This is a genomic window from Roseicyclus marinus, from assembly GCF_036322625.1.
GTDB lineage: Bacteria > Pseudomonadota > Alphaproteobacteria > Rhodobacterales > Rhodobacteraceae > Roseicyclus > Roseicyclus marinus_A.
Window position 1 is genome coordinate 2,087,641 of record NZ_AP027266.1, and the last position, 15,975, is coordinate 2,103,615.

The 15,975-nt window shown below is 65.8% G+C and carries 17 protein-coding genes; 12 read left to right on the forward strand and 5 right to left on the reverse strand.

What is annotated here, in order from left to right; genetic code table 11:
* Nucleotides 1-111: 111 nt before the first annotated feature.
* On the forward strand, nt 112-1,740 hold the full coding sequence (locus tag AABA51_RS09925) for a site-specific DNA-methyltransferase (RefSeq protein WP_338271619.1): 1,629 nt from the start codon (nt 112-114) through the stop codon (nt 1,738-1,740).
* Between the two features lie 302 nt (nt 1,741-2,042).
* Here AABA51_RS09925 and AABA51_RS09930 read toward each other — a convergent pair whose 3' ends face one another.
* Nucleotides 2,043-2,804, reverse strand: a complete 762-nt coding sequence (locus tag AABA51_RS09930; RefSeq protein ID WP_338271621.1) for a YebC/PmpR family DNA-binding transcriptional regulator — start codon at nt 2,802-2,804, stop codon at nt 2,043-2,045.
* A gap of 153 nt (nt 2,805-2,957) precedes the next feature.
* On the opposite strand from AABA51_RS09930, the gene ccmA reads away from it, so the two are divergent.
* The 6 genes from ccmA to AABA51_RS09960 all read left to right on the forward strand — a co-directional run bounded on the left by ccmA (nt 2,958) and on the right by AABA51_RS09960 (nt 8,326).
* Nucleotides 2,958-3,578 carry a heme ABC exporter ATP-binding protein CcmA gene (gene ccmA, locus AABA51_RS09935; RefSeq protein ID WP_338276517.1) on the forward strand — a complete coding sequence of 207 codons (621 nt, stop codon included), beginning with the start codon at nt 2,958-2,960 and terminating at the stop codon, nt 3,576-3,578.
* Nucleotides 3,575-4,231 carry a heme exporter protein CcmB gene (gene ccmB, locus AABA51_RS09940; protein ID WP_338271623.1) on the forward strand — a complete coding sequence of 219 codons (657 nt, stop codon included), beginning with the start codon at nt 3,575-3,577 and terminating at the stop codon, nt 4,229-4,231. Before ccmA ends, ccmB begins: the two co-directional genes overlap by 4 nt.
* 56 nt (nt 4,232-4,287) lie before the next feature.
* Nucleotides 4,288-5,019 (forward strand): heme ABC transporter permease, encoded by a 732-nt coding sequence (locus tag AABA51_RS09945; protein WP_338271625.1) that lies wholly within the window; start codon nt 4,288-4,290, stop codon nt 5,017-5,019.
* 2 nt (nt 5,020-5,021) lie between these two features.
* On the forward strand, nt 5,022-5,177 hold the full coding sequence (ccmD, locus tag AABA51_RS09950; RefSeq protein WP_425328802.1) for a heme exporter protein CcmD: 156 nt from the start codon (nt 5,022-5,024) through the stop codon (nt 5,175-5,177).
* A complete protein-coding gene (locus AABA51_RS09955) occupies nt 5,174-5,770 on the forward strand; it encodes a DsbE family thiol:disulfide interchange protein (protein ID WP_338271626.1) in 597 nt (198 codons plus the stop codon). Before ccmD ends, AABA51_RS09955 begins: the two co-directional genes overlap by 4 nt.
* 135 nt (nt 5,771-5,905) lie before the next feature.
* Nucleotides 5,906-8,326 carry an LPS-assembly protein LptD gene (locus AABA51_RS09960; RefSeq protein ID WP_338271628.1) on the forward strand — a complete coding sequence of 807 codons (2,421 nt, stop codon included), beginning with the start codon at nt 5,906-5,908 and terminating at the stop codon, nt 8,324-8,326.
* 340 nt (nt 8,327-8,666) lie between these two features.
* On the opposite strand, the gene AABA51_RS09965 is transcribed toward AABA51_RS09960, so the two are convergent.
* The 3 genes from AABA51_RS09965 to AABA51_RS09975 form a co-directional block, all read right to left on the reverse strand.
* Nucleotides 8,667-9,161: a winged helix DNA-binding protein gene (locus tag AABA51_RS09965; RefSeq protein ID WP_338276520.1), complete on the reverse strand. Its 495-nt coding sequence runs from the start codon at nt 9,159-9,161 to the stop codon at nt 8,667-8,669.
* Nucleotides 9,162-9,238: 77 nt separating this feature from the next.
* Nucleotides 9,239-9,502 carry a succinate dehydrogenase assembly factor 2 gene (locus AABA51_RS09970; RefSeq protein WP_338271630.1) on the reverse strand — a complete coding sequence of 88 codons (264 nt, stop codon included), beginning with the start codon at nt 9,500-9,502 and terminating at the stop codon, nt 9,239-9,241.
* Nucleotides 9,503-9,505: 3 nt separating this feature from the next.
* On the reverse strand, nt 9,506-9,910 hold the full coding sequence (locus tag AABA51_RS09975; protein WP_416916252.1) for a helix-turn-helix domain-containing protein: 405 nt from the start codon (nt 9,908-9,910) through the stop codon (nt 9,506-9,508).
* A gap of 153 nt (nt 9,911-10,063) precedes the next feature.
* Between AABA51_RS09975 and AABA51_RS09980 the strand changes: the two genes are divergently transcribed.
* Complete coding sequence (locus AABA51_RS09980) at nt 10,064-11,266, forward strand: pyridoxal phosphate-dependent aminotransferase (RefSeq protein WP_338271632.1); 1,203 nt, start codon at nt 10,064-10,066, stop codon at nt 11,264-11,266.
* A 14-nt stretch (nt 11,267-11,280) separates the two neighbouring features.
* Here AABA51_RS09980 and AABA51_RS09985 read toward each other — a convergent pair whose 3' ends face one another.
* Complete coding sequence (locus AABA51_RS09985) at nt 11,281-11,580, reverse strand: hypothetical protein (protein ID WP_338271633.1); 300 nt, start codon at nt 11,578-11,580, stop codon at nt 11,281-11,283.
* A gap of 114 nt (nt 11,581-11,694) precedes the next feature.
* Here AABA51_RS09985 and AABA51_RS09990 point away from each other — a divergent pair, with 114 nt between their 5' ends.
* From AABA51_RS09990 to AABA51_RS10005, 4 genes are all read left to right on the forward strand, one after another.
* On the forward strand, nt 11,695-12,321 hold the full coding sequence (locus tag AABA51_RS09990) for a class I SAM-dependent methyltransferase (protein WP_338271635.1): 627 nt from the start codon (nt 11,695-11,697) through the stop codon (nt 12,319-12,321).
* 143 nt (nt 12,322-12,464) lie between these two features.
* Nucleotides 12,465-13,478, forward strand: coding sequence for a ligase-associated DNA damage response exonuclease (locus tag AABA51_RS09995; RefSeq protein ID WP_338271637.1), 1,014 nt, complete (start codon nt 12,465-12,467; stop codon nt 13,476-13,478).
* Nucleotides 13,475-14,362, forward strand: a complete 888-nt coding sequence (locus tag AABA51_RS10000) for an alpha/beta hydrolase (protein ID WP_338271638.1) — start codon at nt 13,475-13,477, stop codon at nt 14,360-14,362. Before AABA51_RS09995 ends, AABA51_RS10000 begins: the two co-directional genes overlap by 4 nt.
* Nucleotides 14,359-15,957, forward strand: coding sequence for an ATP-dependent DNA ligase (locus AABA51_RS10005; protein ID WP_338271639.1), 1,599 nt, complete (start codon nt 14,359-14,361; stop codon nt 15,955-15,957). The genes AABA51_RS10000 and AABA51_RS10005 overlap by 4 nt, the downstream gene beginning before the upstream one ends.
* Nucleotides 15,958-15,975 lie beyond the last annotated feature (18 nt).

Below are 15,975 nucleotides of genomic sequence, written 5' to 3' on the forward strand. Positions count from 1 at the left end.
ACGATTGATGGCGCGTTTCGCCGCACTTACCCCAAGCCCCCGCTGTAAAGACTTCGTTAACCCTCCGACCGCTAGGACAGGCGCGACAGGCCGAACCGGACGGGGGCGCGCATGAACCACCTGCATTATGGCGACAATCTCGCGGTCCTGCGCAACGCGATTGCAGATGCCTCGGTCGATCTCGTCTATCTCGATCCGCCCTTCAACTCGAACGCCTCCTACAATGTCCTGTTCAAAGGGCCATCAGGCAGCGAAAGCACCGCCCAGATCGAGGCCTTCGACGACACATGGCATTGGACCGACGCCGCCGAGGAAGCCTTTGGCGACGTGCTGCGCTCGGGCAATGGCGCGGCGGCGGAGATGCTGCGCGCGATGCGCTCCTTTCTGGGCGAAAACGACATGATGGCCTATCTGGCCATGATGGCGGTGCGGCTTCTGGAATTGCACCGGGTCTTGAAGCCCACCGGGTCGCTCTACCTGCACTGCGATCCGACGGCGAGCCATTACCTGAAGATCCTGCTGGATGCGGTGTTTGGGCCCAAGAGTTTTCGGACCGAGATCAGTTGGCGAAGGCAAAGCGCACACAACGACGCTGCACAAGGAAGGAAGCAGCCTGGGAATGTAAGAGACATCATCTTTTTTTATTCAAAATCAAATGATTGGACATGGAACTGGCAGTATACAGACTATGATGAGTCGTACGTTGAAAAGCATTATCGGCATATTGAAGCCGGGACAGGTCGCAGATATCGCCTCGGTGATATAACTGCTCCGGGAGGAGCAGACCCCAAGAAGCGTAACCCTTTTTATGAATTTTTGGGCGTAAAGCGCTATTGGAGATATTCCGAGGAGCGCATGAAAGAATTATTTGTAGAAGGCCGCATAATTCAGACTGCTCCAGGCAGGGTCCCGCAATACAAAAGATATTTGGACGAAATGAAGGGCGTCGCGATTCAAAACGACTGGACAGATATTCTTCCACTCCATGCGGCTCATGCTGAGAAACTCGACTACCCCACCCAGAAACCCGTCGCCCTCCTCGAACGCATCCTCTCCGCCTCCTCCAATCCCGGCGATATCGTCCTCGATCCCTTCTGCGGCTGTGGCACCACTGTCCATGCCGCCCAGAAACTCGGGCGCAACTGGATCGGCATCGACGTCACCCACCTTGCCATCGGCCTCATCGAAAAACGCCTGCGCGATGCCTTTCCGGATGTCGCCTTCACCATCCACGGCGTCCCGCAGGACATCGCGGGCGCGCGCGACCTCGCCAACCGGGGCCGGACCGACAAGAAATACTATTTCGAATTCGAGAAATGGGCGCTCTCGCTCATCAACGCCCAACCCGGCAACCTCGGCAAACGCGGCGCGGATCGCGGCATCGACGGCAACATCTATTTCGGCAAGACCAGCCGCGCCATCGTCTCGGTCAAGGCGGGCGACAACGTGGGCGTGTCCATGATCCGCGATCTCGTCGGCACGATCCAACGCGAGAAGGCCGAAATCGGCGTCTTCCTCACCCTCACGCCCCCCACCAAACCCATGGTGGCCGAGGCGGCGGCAGCAGGCCAATACGAGGAAGACGGGTTCGCCCCCGTCCCCCGTCTCCAGATCGTCACCATCGAAGAGGCGTTGCAGCTCCGCGACCGCGCCGTCCGCCTCCCCGCCCGGCGCGACGACACCTTCAAACGCGCCGCCCGCGAAAAGGATGGTAAGGCGCAGGGCCAGCTCGACCTGTGAGGGGGCGGAGGTGCCGGACCAAGCCAGTGACGTTTGACCTCAAGTGCCCCCCCGATGCCCCCTCCTGACCCAAGCCGCGCTCGGGATGCAAACAGGGCGTTAACCGGGCGCCATGACGTCAACACTTCGTTCGGAGTTTTCCCGCGCCCTTAACCTTCCGTCAACAAAGACCCCCGTTCCGGAAAGTTTTCGTCAACACACCTTAACGCACCGACCCTGCGTAGGGTGCGCCTTCAGGCGCACCATCCCGCACCCTCCGGCCCCCTATCGGATGCGCCCGTGACGGCGCACCAGCCACCCCCTCACAACTGCGCCATCACCTCGTCCGATATCTCGAAATTCGCCGTGACGTTCTGCACGTCATCGTCGTCTTCCAGCGCCTCGATCAGCTTCATCAGCTTCTGCGCATCCTCCAGACCCAGCTCGGTCGTGGTGCTGGGCCGCCAGACGAACTTGGCCGAAAGGCTCTCGCCCAGCGCCTCTTCCAGCGCGTTGGACACTTCGCTCAGATCCGTATCCGCGCACCAGATGATGTGGGAACCGGGATCTTCGTCGCCATCCCCTTGATTTGTCTCGACATCCTCGGCGCCCGCTTCGATCGCGGCCATCATCACCGTATCGGCATCCCCGGCCGACAAGGGATAGCTCACCTGCCCCTTGCGCTCGAACATGAACGCGACCGAGCCCGTCTCGCCCAGGTTCCCACCATGCTTGGCAAAGAGCGAGCGCACGCTCGATGCGGTGCGGTTGCGGTTGTCGGTCATCGCCTCGACAATCACCGCCACGCCGTTCGGGCCATAGCCCTCGTAGCGGATTTCTTCATAGTTTTCAGCGTCCCCGCCGACCGCCTTCTTGATCGCGCGCTCGATCACGTCCTTGGGAACCGAGTTCGATTTCGCTTCCTTCACGGCCAGACGCAGGCGCGGGTTCTTGTCGGGATCGGGGTCGCCCATCTTGGCCGCGACCGTGATTTCCTTGGACAATTTGGAGAAAACCTTGGCGCGGATCTTGTCCTGCTTGCCCTTGCGGTGCTGGATATTCGCCCATTTGGAATGGCCTGCCATGGCGTCCTCTAGATGCTGTGTGATCCTGATCGGGCGCTCCTTACTCCATCGCGCGCGCCATGGGCAATGCCCCGCCTTGCGCGTTCCTGCCGCCGCATCACTCCCGACACCGCTTCCCCTAGCGCGATCAATCCTTTACCGCTGCTGGCCATGATTACCTTGCGCGTCACCGATCTTGCCTGCGCCCGTGGCCCCGCCCAGATCCTGTCGGGCGTCACCTTCGCGGTGGCTGCAGGTCAGGCGCTGATCCTGCGCGGCCCGAATGGCGCCGGAAAAACCACGCTATTGCGCACACTTGCGGGCCTCACCCCGCCCTTGGCCGGCCGGATCGACGCCGATCCCGACGCCATCGCCTATGCCTCCCACGCCGATGGGCTCAAGGCGCAGATGAGCGTCCTCGAGAACCTGCAATTCTGGGCCTCCGTCTTCGGCACCCGCGATCCCGCGCCCGCCATCGCGGCCTTTCACCTCGAACCCCTGCTCGACCGCCGCGCGGGCGAAATGTCGGCGGGCCAGAAACGCCGCCTGTCGCTGGCCCGCCTTCTGGTGACGGGCCGCCCGATCTGGTGCCTGGACGAGCCGACCGTCTCGCTCGATGCCGAAAACGTCGCCCGCTTTGCTGCCGCCGTCACCGCCCATCTGGAACAGGGCGGCAGCGCGGTCATCGCCACCCATATCGACCTCGGCCTGCCGCAGGCCGAAACGCTCGACATCACGCCCTTCGTCGCCAAACGCATCCGCACCGACGATCCGTTTGCGGAGCGTCTGGCATGATCGGCCTGTTGAAACGCGACCTGACCCTTGCCATCCGCGCCGGTGGCGGCTTTGGCCTGTCCCTGGCATTTTTCCTGATATTCACGACACTTGTCCCCTTCGGCGTCGGCCCCGAAACGCAAATCCTTGCCGATATCGCGCCGGGTATCTTGTGGCTTGGCGCGCTTCTGGCCTGTCTCCTGTCGCTCGACCGGATCTTCCAGCTTGATTGGGAGGACGGCACGCTCGACCTGATCGCCACCTCGCCCGTCCCCCTCGAAGGGCTCGCCGCGATGAAAGCGCTGGCGCATTGGATCACCACGGGCCTGCCGCTGGTCGCAGCCGCCCCCGTGCTCGGCCTGTTGCTGAACCTGCCCGGCCCCGCCTATCCCTGGCTGGTCGCGGCGCTGGCTCTCGGCACGCCCGCGCTGTCGGCCATCGGCACCTTCGGCGCGGCGCTGACCGTGGGGATCAAGCGTGGCGGGCTCCTGTTGTCGCTCCTGGTCCTGCCGCTCTACATGCCGACGCTCATTTTCGGGGCGCTCTGCGTGACGCGCGGGGCCGATGGGCTCGACGCCATGACCCCCCTGATTCTCATGGGCGGCATCACGCTGGGCAGCCTTGCGATCCTGCCCTTTGCCGCCGCTGCCGCCCTCCGCGTCAATCTGCGCTAGCCCCGCGCCGTGTTGCCCCATTGTGAGCGCAATCAGCCCTGTCTAAGTTCCGCGCCATGGCTTCGATCTGGGAATACGCGAACCCGCGCAAATTCATGGCGACCTCCGCCTTTCTCCTGCCCTGGACGGCGGGGATCGCGGCGCTTTGCCTTGTCACGGGCCTTGTCTGGGGCTTTTTCTTCACGCCCGACGATTTCCGGCAGGGATCGACGGTCAAGATCATCTATGTCCACGTGCCCTCGGCCATCATGGCGATCAACGCCTGGCTGATGATGCTGGTGGCCTCGCTGATCTGGGTCATCCGCCGCCACCATGTGAGCGCGCTCGCGGCCAAGGCCGCAGCGCCCGTGGGCATGGTCTTCACCCTGATCGCACTGGCCACCGGCGCGCTTTGGGGCCAGCCCATGTGGGGGACATGGTGGGAATGGGATCCGCGCCTGACCTCGTTCCTGATCCTGTTTCTCTTCTATCTCGGCTACATGGCTTTGTGGGAAGCGATCGACAATCCCGACAGCGCGGCCGATCTGACGGCGGTCCTGTGCCTTGTCGGGTCGGTTTTCGCGATCATCTCGCGCTATGCGCTTTTGTTCTGGAACCAGGGCCTGCACCAGGGCGCGACGCTGTCGCTTGACCGTGAGCAGAACATTTCCAACGTCTTCTGGTATCCGCTCGTGATCACGTTGGCGGGTTTCGGCTTTCTCTTCATCGCGCTCGTGCTCTACCGCACCCAGACGGAAATCCGCGCCCGCCGCCTCAAGGCGCTGATCGCGCAGGAAAGGATGGCCTGATCATGCCCGATCTCGGCACTTACGCCCTTCCCGTCCTGTCCTCCTATGCCGTGTCGCTGGGACTGCTTGTCGCGCTCATCGTCGCGTCGGTGTGGAAAGCACGCCGGGTCCGCGCCCGGCTTGAAGGCGTCGAGAACCGCCGGGGCCGCAGCGCATGAAGATGAACTGGCTGATGGTGCTGCCCGTGGTGCTGACCATGGGGTTTTTCGGTGTCGCGGGCTATCAGTTGATGAACAACCAGAACGCCCTGCAACAGGGCGTCGACACACAGGCCCTGCCCTCTGCCCAACAGGGGCGCGCGGCCCCGGGCCTCGACCTGCAACCCTTGGGCCAGACGCCGCTGCTCACCCGCGAGGCACTTCAGGGCAATGGCCTTGTCATGGTGAATTTCTTCGCCTCCTGGTGCCCGCCCTGCCGCGCCGAACATCCCGTCCTGACCGCGCTGGCCGAAGCGGGTGTGCCGCTTTACGGCGTGAATTACCGCGACCGGATCGATCAGGCGCTGGGGTTCCTTGACGAGCTGGGCAATCCCTATGACGCCATCGGGCGCGACGAACAGGCCCGCAACGGGGCTGATTGGGGCGTGGTGGCCATGCCCGAAACCTTCTTCATCGACGACACGGGCACGGTCGTCCTGCATTTCCGCGGTCCCGTGACCGAACGCTCGATCCGCACCCAGATCCGCCCCGCGCTCGAGGCGGCGGGCCACGATCTTCCCCGCCTGCCGGGTGAGGATGCGACCGGCGGTTAAGCCGCGCACCATCTGCCACAACATCTTGCAACACCGCGTCCATGGCGGAGTGTTCGCACTGGCCAAGCCCCGGATTTTTCCCTAGGCTCCCCCCGTGGTCGCAAGGCTACCCGCAAGCCACCTTGGGGAAGGCGGATGCGGACGGAAGAAGAGCTGCCAGTGCTGGATTTCAGACGGTCTTCAAAACAGGCGCGCGACCGCCGTCGCAGGCTTTATACCAGCCTTGCCAAGTCGACCGTCTGGGCGGCGGCTTTCGGCCTGTCCGTGGCCAGCTCGACCGGTATCGCCGAAACCCCGACCGACTTTCAGGGCAGCTTCATGGTTGCCGATGAAATGCAATACGACCCGGCGACCGAAACGCTGGAGGCGCGCGGCAATATCGAGATCTACAACGCCGGGCGGCGGCTGACCGCCTCCTCCGTGGTCTACCAGGGGGTGGATGGCCGGGTTTCGGTGATCGGGCCGCTGACCATCCAGGACAGCACGACCGGCACGCGCACCTTTGCCGAATTCGCCGATCTGTCCACCGACATGCAGGATTTCGTCGTGATCTCGGCCCGCCACCTGATGCAGGACCAGTTGCAACTGGCCTCTGCCGAAATGGAACGGACCGAGGGGCGTTTCACCGAATGGCGGCTCGTCACCGCCTCCTATTGCCAGGTCTGCGAGAATCGCCCGACGCCGCTGTGGGAAATCCGCGCCCAGCGCGCGACCCATGACCAGCTCGAGCGGATGATCTACCTGCGCAACGCGCAATTCCGCGTGGCGGGCGTGCCTGTCGGCTATCTTCCATACCTGCGGATGCCCGACCCGACGGTGGAACGGGCCAACGGGCTTTTGCGCGCCTCGATCCGGTCGAGCAGCGTTTCGGGCACGACGCTCCGCCTGCCCTATTTCATTACGCTCGGCGATCATGCGGATGTGACGCTGACGCCGAACTTCACCTTGGGCGGGGCCACAGGGGTCCTGAACACGCTGGAAGGTCGCTATCGCCAATCCTTTGCGTATGGGGATATCGAGTTGAACGGGGCCGTGACGCGGCAGGGACCCAATTCGCGCGGCGCGCAGGCCTACCTTTTCGGAAACGGCGAATTTTCCTTTCCGTCCGGCTTTGACCTGGCCTTCCAGGTGCAAGATGCCAGCCACCGCACCTATCTGGCCGATCAGAATTTCTTTGGCGGCACGACCGAGACTTTCACCGGCACGCCGCTCAGATTCGACGCTGCGACCCTCATCTCCTCCCTGTCGGTCAACCGCACCAGGCCGGGCGAGATCGTGAGCTTCACCGGCCGCATCCTCGAAAGCCTGCAACCCCCGAACGCCACGCTCGATCACCCTTCGGCGGATCTGAATGCCGAATATGCCCGCTGGTTCGAGATCAACGGGATTCCGGGTGAATTCCTGTTCAACACCGTGGCGCAGGCCGAATACAACGATTTCGGCCCCACCAATGCCCGTCGGCGCGACATCGAACGCGTCTTCGCCGGCCTGCGCTGGCGGGAAAGCTGGGATATCGGCGCGGGCTTCGTTCTGGACGGGGAACTGGCCGGCTTCTCCGACAATTACAACATCAGCGACGATCCCGCAGCCTTGGCGCAACAGCGCACCGCCCACAGGCTCGCCGTGGTGGCGCTCCGCTGGCCATGGGAAGGGACCATGGCCAATGGCACGCGCCATAGCTTCGAGCCCTTCGTGCGCCAGATCGCCTTTCGCGGCGCCGGGGCCGTGGTGCCTAGCGTCGATGGCACGATCGACAGTTTCGATCCGAACAACCGCTTCGCCCTCAGCCGCTTTCGCCGTCTGGACCGGCCCCAGGATTTCGACGCGACCGAGATCGGCTTCGATTACGATATCTTCCTGTCCACCGGTTGGTCTGTCGGAACGCGGATCGAGCGGGATTTCCTCTGGAACATACCCGCGGGCGGCTATGACGGCGGCCCGCTCTATACGGCACGGTTGGGATACAGCAATGCCGGCCTGACTGCGACCGCAAGCCAGGTCCATAACGGCGATTTCGACCCTGTGCGCCGCGTTGCTGCCCTGTCCTATGGATGGGATCACGGGCAACTCGGCGCGACCTACAGCCGATCGGAAATCGATCAGGACCTCGGCACCACAAGCAGGACCGAACTGATCTCTGCCAACCTCTCCTGGACAGTTCTTGACGGACTCACGCTCCTGTCCGACCTCACCCGCGACCGGAGCAGCACCGACTCCTCCTTCGCGGCGGGCGGCTTCACCTTCGATGATGGGGATGTCTGGTCCTCCAGCCTCATGACCAATTACAGCATCGACGATGCCGAGGTGGACACCCATGCCTTTTCGCTCGCGCGCGATCTCGATTGGGGCGGCACGGCGCGGGTGACCTATGACTACGACCGCGACACGCAGCGCGCGATCGGCCTTGGCCTTGATTACGTGAATGAATGCGTCAGCCTGCAAAGCGAGCTCTTGCGCCGCCAGTCGGTGATCCAGGATGCGCAACCCGCGCTCGAACTGACCATCTCGGTCGAATTCGGCGGGTTCTCGCCCCGTCAGGGTCGTCGCTGCGGCTGAAGAGGCACGTGCCGGTTCTGACCCACCGTTCCGGTCCGGTTCTGACCTGTTCTTTTCGGTTCTGATCTGGGCTGCCCTATCCAGCCTTCGTCTGGACCGCCCTGTCCAGTGCTGGTCTGGACCGCCCTCTCAGGCCCGGACACCTCCCCGTCTCTGCCCGCCCGGATGACCCATGCCTTGCAGGGCCGGACCTCTGTCTTGCCTTCGCCTTCTCATGCCCTCGCCGATGGCACGCCCCGCGACCACATTGCCGTAGTCAGGGGCGGCCCTCACCCCTCACCCCTCAGCCCTCAGCTCGCAGCCTCCCGCCCCAGCAGCCGGTCCAAGCACCCCACCCCGCCTAGTAGATGTACCGGATCTGATCCGTCCAATACCGTTCGATCCGCTTGAGCGAATGGTTCACCCGGTCCAGACCGTCGATCCCCAGCACGCCGTGGCGTTCCAACCCCTCCGCATGGCGCGCGAACAACAGCGCCACCACCTCCCGGATATGGCGCCCCCGCTCGGTCAGGCGCACCCTGACAGACCGGCGGTCGATCTCGCAGCGTTGATGGTGCATGTAGCCCATGTCCACGAGCTTCTTCAGGTTGTAGCTGACGTTCGAGCCCTGGTAATAGCCGCGCGTCTTCAATTCGCCCGCCGTCACCTCGTGTTCGCCGATGTTGAACAGCAAGAGCGCCTGCACGGCATTGATGTCCAGAATGCCCAGGCGCTCGAATTCATCCTTGATGACATCGAGCAAGAGCCGGTGCAGCCGTTCGACCATGGCCAGCGAATCGAGATAGGCGGACAGGAACCCTGTCCGGGTCGCCGCGGGGGGGGCATGCACGCTCATCATGGGCCTCGCATCATCTGCTACGGGCCCAGACCTCGCACGAGATTCGGAAATATCGGGTTAACGCCGCAGCAGCCTCAGCGCGCCAGACCCGCCCCATCCACCAGGCGGTCGAGAAAGGGGCGATGCGCCACCGGCGCCTCGGCCTGACCCGACACCCATTGGTACAGGTCGTGATCGGCCTCGGCCATCACCGCCTCGAAGGCATCGAGCGTCGCATCATCGGCCAAGGCCAGATGCCGATCCGCCCAACCGCCCAGGATCAGGTCCATCTCCTTGATCCCCCGGTGCCAGGCCCGCATCCGCAGCCGCTTGATCCGGATCTCCCGCGTCTCGTCCATCGCTCACACCCTGTTCGACATTGCCAGCCGCAGCCGCTTTTCCAGCCGCCCCATCCGTTCGGCCAGCCGCGCCTGCTCCACCTTCATCGACCGTAAATCGCCCAAAAGCGCAAGCAGGTCGTCCGACAGCGGCTCGGGCGTTTCCGGCCCGTCCAGCCCATCGCCCTGCCCCGTCAACAGCCACATGATCGACACGCCCAGCATGCCCGCCAGCATCTGCAGCTTGTTGGCGCGCGGTTCGGACTGATCGTTTTCCCAGGCCCGCACCGTCTTGACCTTCACGCCCATGCGCCGCGCCAGTTCCGTCTGGCTCAGCCCCGCCGCCTCGCGCGCGCCGGTCATCCGGTCGCCAAAGGTCGCCGTGTCGCCGTCATACCAGCCCGGACCTTCCTGCACCTCTGTCGTCATCGCCATTCCCTTCCCGGCTTGCCTGTTCCGGCGCACCCATCCTGTCTTGCCCATGCTGTCTTGATCGTCACAGGTCCGCACCCTAATGGTGTGGCCGACGAATTGCCACCCGGCAGCCCGAAACCCCTGCCTGCCCAACAAGGATGCACGCCCATGCCCTTCCTGTCCGACACGCTCGCCCGCGTGAAGCCCTCGCCCACCATCGCCGTCTCGAACCTCGCGGCCGACCTCAAGGCACAGGGCAAGGACGTGATCGGGCTCGGCGCGGGCGAACCCGATTTCGACACGCCCCAGAACATCAAGGATGCGGCCATCGCGGCCATCGTCGCGGGCAAGACGAAATACACCGCCGTCGACGGCATCCCCGAGCTCAAGAAAGCGATCTGCGCCAAGTTCAAGCGCGACAACGATCTCGACTACACGCCCGCGCAGGTCACCGTCGGCACGGGCGGCAAGCAGATCCTCTACAATGCGCTGATGGCAACGCTCAATCCCGGCGACGAGGTGATCATCCCCGCCCCCTATTGGGTCAGCTACCCCGACATGGTGCTCCTTGCGGGCGGCACCCCCGTCTTCGTCGAAGGCCCGAGCCAGAACGGCTACAAGATCACGCCCGAGGATCTGGAGGCCGCGATCACGCCCAACACCAAGTGGTTCATCTTCAACTCGCCCTCGAACCCCACGGGTGCGGGCTATACGGCGGCCGAACTCAAGGGCCTGACCGATGTGCTGATGCGCCATCCCCATGTCTGGGTCATGACCGACGACATGTACGAACACCTCGTCTACGACGATTACGAATTCGCCACCCCCGCCCAGGTCGAACCGCGCCTCTATGACCGCACGCTCACCTGCAACGGCGTGTCCAAGGCCTATGCCATGACCGGCTGGCGCATCGGCTATGCCGCAGGCCCGGTCGAGCTGATCAAGGCCATGGGCAAGGTGCAATCGCAATCGACCTCGAACCCCTGTTCGGTCAGCCAATGGGCCGCGGTCGAGGCGCTGAACGGCCCGCAGGATTACATCGCGACCAACAACGAGATGTTCAAACGCCGCCGCGACCTCGTGGTCTCGATGCTGTCCGAGATCGAGGGGATGGACTGCCCCGTCCCCGAAGGCGCCTTCTACGTCTATCCCTCCATCGCGGGCCTGATCGGCAAGACCACCGCCGCAGGCACGCTGATCGACACGGACGAAACCTTCGCCAAGGCGCTTCTGGAGGAAACCGGCGTCGCGGTCGTCTTCGGCGGAGCCTTCGGCCTCTCGCCCGCCTTCCGCATCAGCTATGCGACGGCGGATGAAACGCTGCGCGAGGCCTGCACCCGCATCCAGCGCTTCTGCGCCGCGCTCACCTGACGGGGCAACGGGGGCTAGCTCAGGCTCAAGACCCCCATCCAGACCAAGACCGCGATCCGGGCCAGATCGGCCTGGATCGCGGGTCCCACGTGGCGCGCCGCCGACCGCCACACGCCCATCGTGGCCACGAAGTTGAAGGGCAGGGACAGCCCATATCCCACCCCGAGCGCCAGTAGCGGCAGATCAAGGGTGATGAGCCACAGAAATCCAAGGCTCGTGGACAGATTGACCAAAAGCCCGCCCAGAACCGCCCAGCTCCAGAAGGCATCGCCAAGCGGCAGGTCGCCCCGCCAAAGATCCCCGATCACGCGCATGGCGCAAAGATCGCACCACGGCACACCTCGCGCAATCTCTCCCGTTCCCCCCCGCGCGCGTCCCGCGTCACTTGCCCGCCTTGCGCCGCCCGCACCGACGCGCGACCAATTCCCATGCCCCGCGAAACGCCCCAAGCCGCCTTCTGGAACCGTGTCGCGCAGCGTTATGCCGCCATGCCCATGCGCAACCCCGCCACCTGGGAGGAAACGCTGGCGCGCACCATGGCCCTCCTCCCGCCCGGGGCCCAAGTCCTCGAACTGGGCTGCGGCACCGGCACGACCGCCTGCCGCCTCGCCCCCCATGTCGCGCGCTACATCGCCACCGACGATGCCGCAGCCATGATCGCCATCGCCACCGAAAAGGGCGCGGATACGCCCAATCTCACGCTCCTCCAGGCCCGCCCCGGCGACGGCAGCCTGCCCGAGGGCCCTTTCGACGCGATCCTTGCCTTCAACCTCCTGCATCTCCTGCCCGACCGCGCCGCCGCCCTGCGCGAGGCGCATCGCCTGCTGAAACCCGGCGGGCATCTCATCACCAAGACACCCTGCCTCGGCGGCCGCTGGCTCCTCCTCTGGCCGCTCCTGCGCAGCCTGCAACGCGCAGGCAAACTGCCCCCCTTCCGCTTCCTCTCCCCCCGCAAACTAGAGACCGAGATCAAAAGCGCAGGCTTCACCCTCACCGACCGCGCCGACCTGCCCCGCCGCCCGCCACAACGCTTCCTCGTCGCCCGGAAACCCTGACCCCCTTCATCTTGGCCGAAAAACTCCGGGGGAGTCGCCTCTGGCGACGGGGGCAGAGCCCCCTAATCAAGGACTCGTCGCTTCCAGCGACGGGGGCAGAGCCCCCACCTTGCGCCGCCCGCACAGACCCCTACCTTCCCCCCATGGTCCTGACCTTCACCGAGGCCGGCATCTATTGCCCGGCGGCCGATGCCCATATCGACCCTTGGCGCCCCGTGGACCGGGCGCTCATCACCCATGGCCATTCCGACCATGCCCGCTGGGGCCACAAACGCTACCTCGCGACCGAGGCCGCCGCCCCCGTGATCCGCCACCGCCTGGGCGACATCACGCTCCAGACCATCCGCTATGGCGAAAGCCTCCGCATGGGCGATGCCACGATCAGCTATCACCCCGCGGGCCATGTGCCGGGCTCGGCCCAGATCCGGGTCGAGGTGGGGGGCGAGGTCTGGGTCGTCTCGGGCGATTACAAGACCACGCCCGACGGGCTCTCCGAACCCTTCGAGCCGCTCCGTTGCCATGCCTTCATCTCCGAATGCACCTTCGGCCTGCCGATCTTCCGCTGGCCGGACGAGGCGACACTGGCGCGCGAGATCAACGCCTGGTGGCTTGAGGCCCGCGCCAAGGGCCAGAGTGCCATCCTCGGCGTCTATGCGCTCGGCAAGGCGCAGCGCGTCCTGCGCCTTCTCGATCCCGCGATCGGCCCGATCCTGACCCATGGCGCGGTGGAGGCCACGACCGAGGTTCTGCGCGCCCAGGGCATCGCGCTCCCCCCCACGATCCCCGTCACCCAAAGCCTCGACCTCAAGGCGCATCGCGGCGCGATGGTGCTGGCCCCACCCGCAGCCCTCGGCTCTTCCTGGATGCGCAAATTCGGCCCCGTCTCGACCGGTTTCGCCTCGGGCTGGATGCAGCTTCGGGGCGTGCGCCGCAGACGCGCGGCCGACAGGGGCTTCGTCGTCTCCGATCATGCCGATTGGGCGGGGCTGAACGCCGCCATCGCCGAAACCGGCGCCGAAAGGATCTTCGTAACCCACGGCTACACCACGCAATTCGCCCAGTGGCTCCGGTCCCAAGGCCATGACGCGGGTATCGTGGAGACCGAGTTCGGCGGCGAAACCCTCGACGATCCGACCCCGGCAGAGGGGGTGGAATGACCGACCTGACCGCCCTTGACCGATTCTGGCGCTTCACCGCGCGTTGGCTCGACCGCCCGGTCCTGACAGCCCTCCCCTCCCAGCGCCTCCTGCGCGGCCTCTTCGCGCTTTCGGCCCGGATGGGCAGCGCGCTGCCCCCCGGCGCGACCCTCGCCCGTGACACGCGGGGATGGCTCTGGATCACGCCACAGGGCGTGGCCCCCGACGCGCCCCTCCTCATGTATCTGCACGGCGGCGGCTTCACCATCGGCAGCCCGCGCACCCACGCGGCCCTTGCCGCCCATCTCGCCGCCCATGCGAGGCTGCGCGTGGTCCTGCCGCGCTACCGGCTCGCCCCCGAACATCCCGCGCCCGCCGCCCGCCAGGACGCCATCGCCGCCTACCAACGCCTGGTCGAAGCCGGAACGCCCCCCGCAGCCCTCGCAGGCGACAGCGCGGGCGGTAATCTGGCGCTTCTCCTCGCCCAGCATGCCCGCGACACGGGCCTGCCCCTGCCGCGCGCCATGGCGCTCATCGCGCCCGCAGCAGACCTCGGCGGCGACATCGCCGCCCGCTTCGCCGCCGCGCCCGGGGAAATCCTGATCCCCCCCGCCTGGGCCCGCCGCATCCGCCGCGCCTATCTGCCCGGTGTCGACCCGACCGATCCGACCATCTCGCCCCTCTCGGGCGACCTCTCCGGCCTGCCGCCCACGCTCCTCCATGCCGGCGCCGAAGAGGCCTTGGCCGATGAGGCGCACCGCCTCGCCGCCGCCATGGACGACGCCCAGCTCTCCCTCTGGCCGGGTCTCCCCCATGTCTGGCACCTCCATGCGGGCCGCGCCCCCGCCGCCGACCGCGCGCTCGCCGATCTCGGGGCCTTCCTCGCGGCCCGGATCCGGCCATGAAAGACTTCGCCACCCTCTTCACCACGCTGGACCAGACCACCAAGACCAGCGTCAAGACCGCAGCGCTGGCGGAGTATTTCCGCACGGCCCCGGCCGATGACCGGCTCTGGACCGTGGCGCTCCTCTCGGGCCGCCGCCCCCGCCGCGCGATCACCACGACGCGCCTGCGCGAATGGGCCGCCGAACGCGCGGGCATCCCCCTGTGGCTCTTCGAAGCCTGCTACCCCGTCGTGGGCGATCTCTCCGAAACCATCGCCCTCGTCCTGCCCCCGCCCGCCACGACCCTCGAAAACTCCCTCACCGGCTGGATCACGCAACTCCGCGCGCTCGACCGCGCCGATGATGCCACCCGCAAGCACTTCGTCCTCACCGCCTGGGACGGGCTCGCCCCCACCGAGCGCTTCGTCTTCAACAAGCTCATCACCGGCGGCTGGCGCATGGGCGTGAGCCAGAAACTCATGACCCGCGCGCTGGCCCAGGCCACCGGGATCGACGAGGCCGAACTGACCCACCGCCTCATGGGCGACTGGTCCCCCGACACGACAAGCTGGGACAGCCTCATCACCGCCCCCGATCCCACGGCGGACCTCTCGCGCCCCTATCCCTTCAGCCTCGCCCATCCGCTCGAGGATGCGCCCGAAACGCTTGGCCCCGTCACCGACTGGATCGCCGAACACAAATGGGACGGCATCCGGGGCCAATTGATCCTGCGCGGCGGCGACCACCACCTCTGGTCGCGGGGCGAGGATCTGATGACCGACCGCTTCCCCGAACTGGCGCAGCTCACCGATTTCCTGCCAACCGGCACCGTCCTCGACGGCGAGGTCCTCGCCTGGAACCACGCCACCGACGCCCCGCTCGGCTTTTCCAGCCTGCAACCCCGCATCGGGCGCAAATCCGTGCCGAAAAAACTGCTGGCCGAGGCGCCCGTGATCGTCATGGCCTATGACCTGCTCGAATGGCAGGGCGCCGATATCCGCGACTGGCCGCTCTCACGCCGCCGCGACACGCTTGCGACCGTGCTGACCGCCCTCCCCCCCGGTCTGCCCCTGCGCCTCTCGCCCCCGATTGCCGCCAACGATTGGGCCGATCTCGCCCGCATCCGCGCCACCGCGCGCGACATCGGGGCCGAGGGGCTGATGCTCAAACGCACATCCTCCCCCTACCTGCCCGGCCGCCGCCGGGGCGATTGGTGGAAATGGAAACTCGACCCCCTGACCATCGACGCCGTGATGATCTATGCGCAGGCAGGCTCCGGGCGGCGGGCCACGCTCTACACCGATTTCACCTTCGCCGTGCGCGATGGCGACGCGCTTGTCCCCTTCACCAAGGCCTATTCCGGTCTCACCGACGCCGAATTCCGCGAAATCACCGCCTGGGTCCGCAAGAACACGACAGACCGTTTCGGCCCGGTCCGCGCCGTCACACCCCAGCATGTGTTCGAGATCGCCTTCGAAGGCATCCAGGCCAGCCCCCGCCACAAATCCGGCGTGGCGCTCCGCTTTCCGCGCATGGTGCGCTGGCGGCGCGACAAACCCGTGGCCGAGGCCAATACGCTCGACGATCTCAAGGCGATGCTCGCCCAATACGGCTGAACCGCCGCCCCCACCGCC

Bases quoted from the DNA above. Each gene is read 5' to 3' on its own strand.
- AABA51_RS09925 (WP_338271619.1), top strand. From the start codon at position 112: ATGAACCACCTGCATTATGGCGACAATCTCGCGGTCCTGCGCAACGCG.
- AABA51_RS09930 (WP_338271621.1), bottom strand. From the start codon at position 2,804: ATGGCAGGCCATTCCAAATGGGCGAATATCCAGCACCGCAAGGGCAAG.
- ccmB (WP_338271623.1), top strand. From the start codon at position 3,575: ATGATCGGCCTGTTGAAACGCGACCTGACCCTTGCCATCCGCGCCGGT.
- AABA51_RS09945 (WP_338271625.1), top strand. From the start codon at position 4,288: ATGGCTTCGATCTGGGAATACGCGAACCCGCGCAAATTCATGGCGACC.
- ccmD (WP_425328802.1), top strand. From the start codon at position 5,022: ATGCCCGATCTCGGCACTTACGCCCTTCCCGTCCTGTCCTCCTATGCC.
- AABA51_RS09955 (WP_338271626.1), top strand. From the start codon at position 5,174: ATGAAGATGAACTGGCTGATGGTGCTGCCCGTGGTGCTGACCATGGGG.
- AABA51_RS09960 (WP_338271628.1), top strand. From the start codon at position 5,906: ATGCGGACGGAAGAAGAGCTGCCAGTGCTGGATTTCAGACGGTCTTCA.
- AABA51_RS09965 (WP_338276520.1), bottom strand. From the start codon at position 9,161: ATGAGCGTGCATGCCCCCCCCGCGGCGACCCGGACAGGGTTCCTGTCC.
- AABA51_RS09970 (WP_338271630.1), bottom strand. From the start codon at position 9,502: ATGGACGAGACGCGGGAGATCCGGATCAAGCGGCTGCGGATGCGGGCC.
- AABA51_RS09975 (WP_416916252.1), bottom strand. From the start codon at position 9,910: ATGACGACAGAGGTGCAGGAAGGTCCGGGCTGGTATGACGGCGACACG.
- AABA51_RS09980 (WP_338271632.1), top strand. From the start codon at position 10,064: ATGCCCTTCCTGTCCGACACGCTCGCCCGCGTGAAGCCCTCGCCCACC.
- AABA51_RS09985 (WP_338271633.1), bottom strand. From the start codon at position 11,580: ATGCGCGTGATCGGGGATCTTTGGCGGGGCGACCTGCCGCTTGGCGAT.
- AABA51_RS09990 (WP_338271635.1), top strand. From the start codon at position 11,695: ATGCCCCGCGAAACGCCCCAAGCCGCCTTCTGGAACCGTGTCGCGCAG.
- AABA51_RS09995 (WP_338271637.1), top strand. From the start codon at position 12,465: ATGGTCCTGACCTTCACCGAGGCCGGCATCTATTGCCCGGCGGCCGAT.
- AABA51_RS10000 (WP_338271638.1), top strand. From the start codon at position 13,475: ATGACCGACCTGACCGCCCTTGACCGATTCTGGCGCTTCACCGCGCGT.
- AABA51_RS10005 (WP_338271639.1), top strand. From the start codon at position 14,359: ATGAAAGACTTCGCCACCCTCTTCACCACGCTGGACCAGACCACCAAG.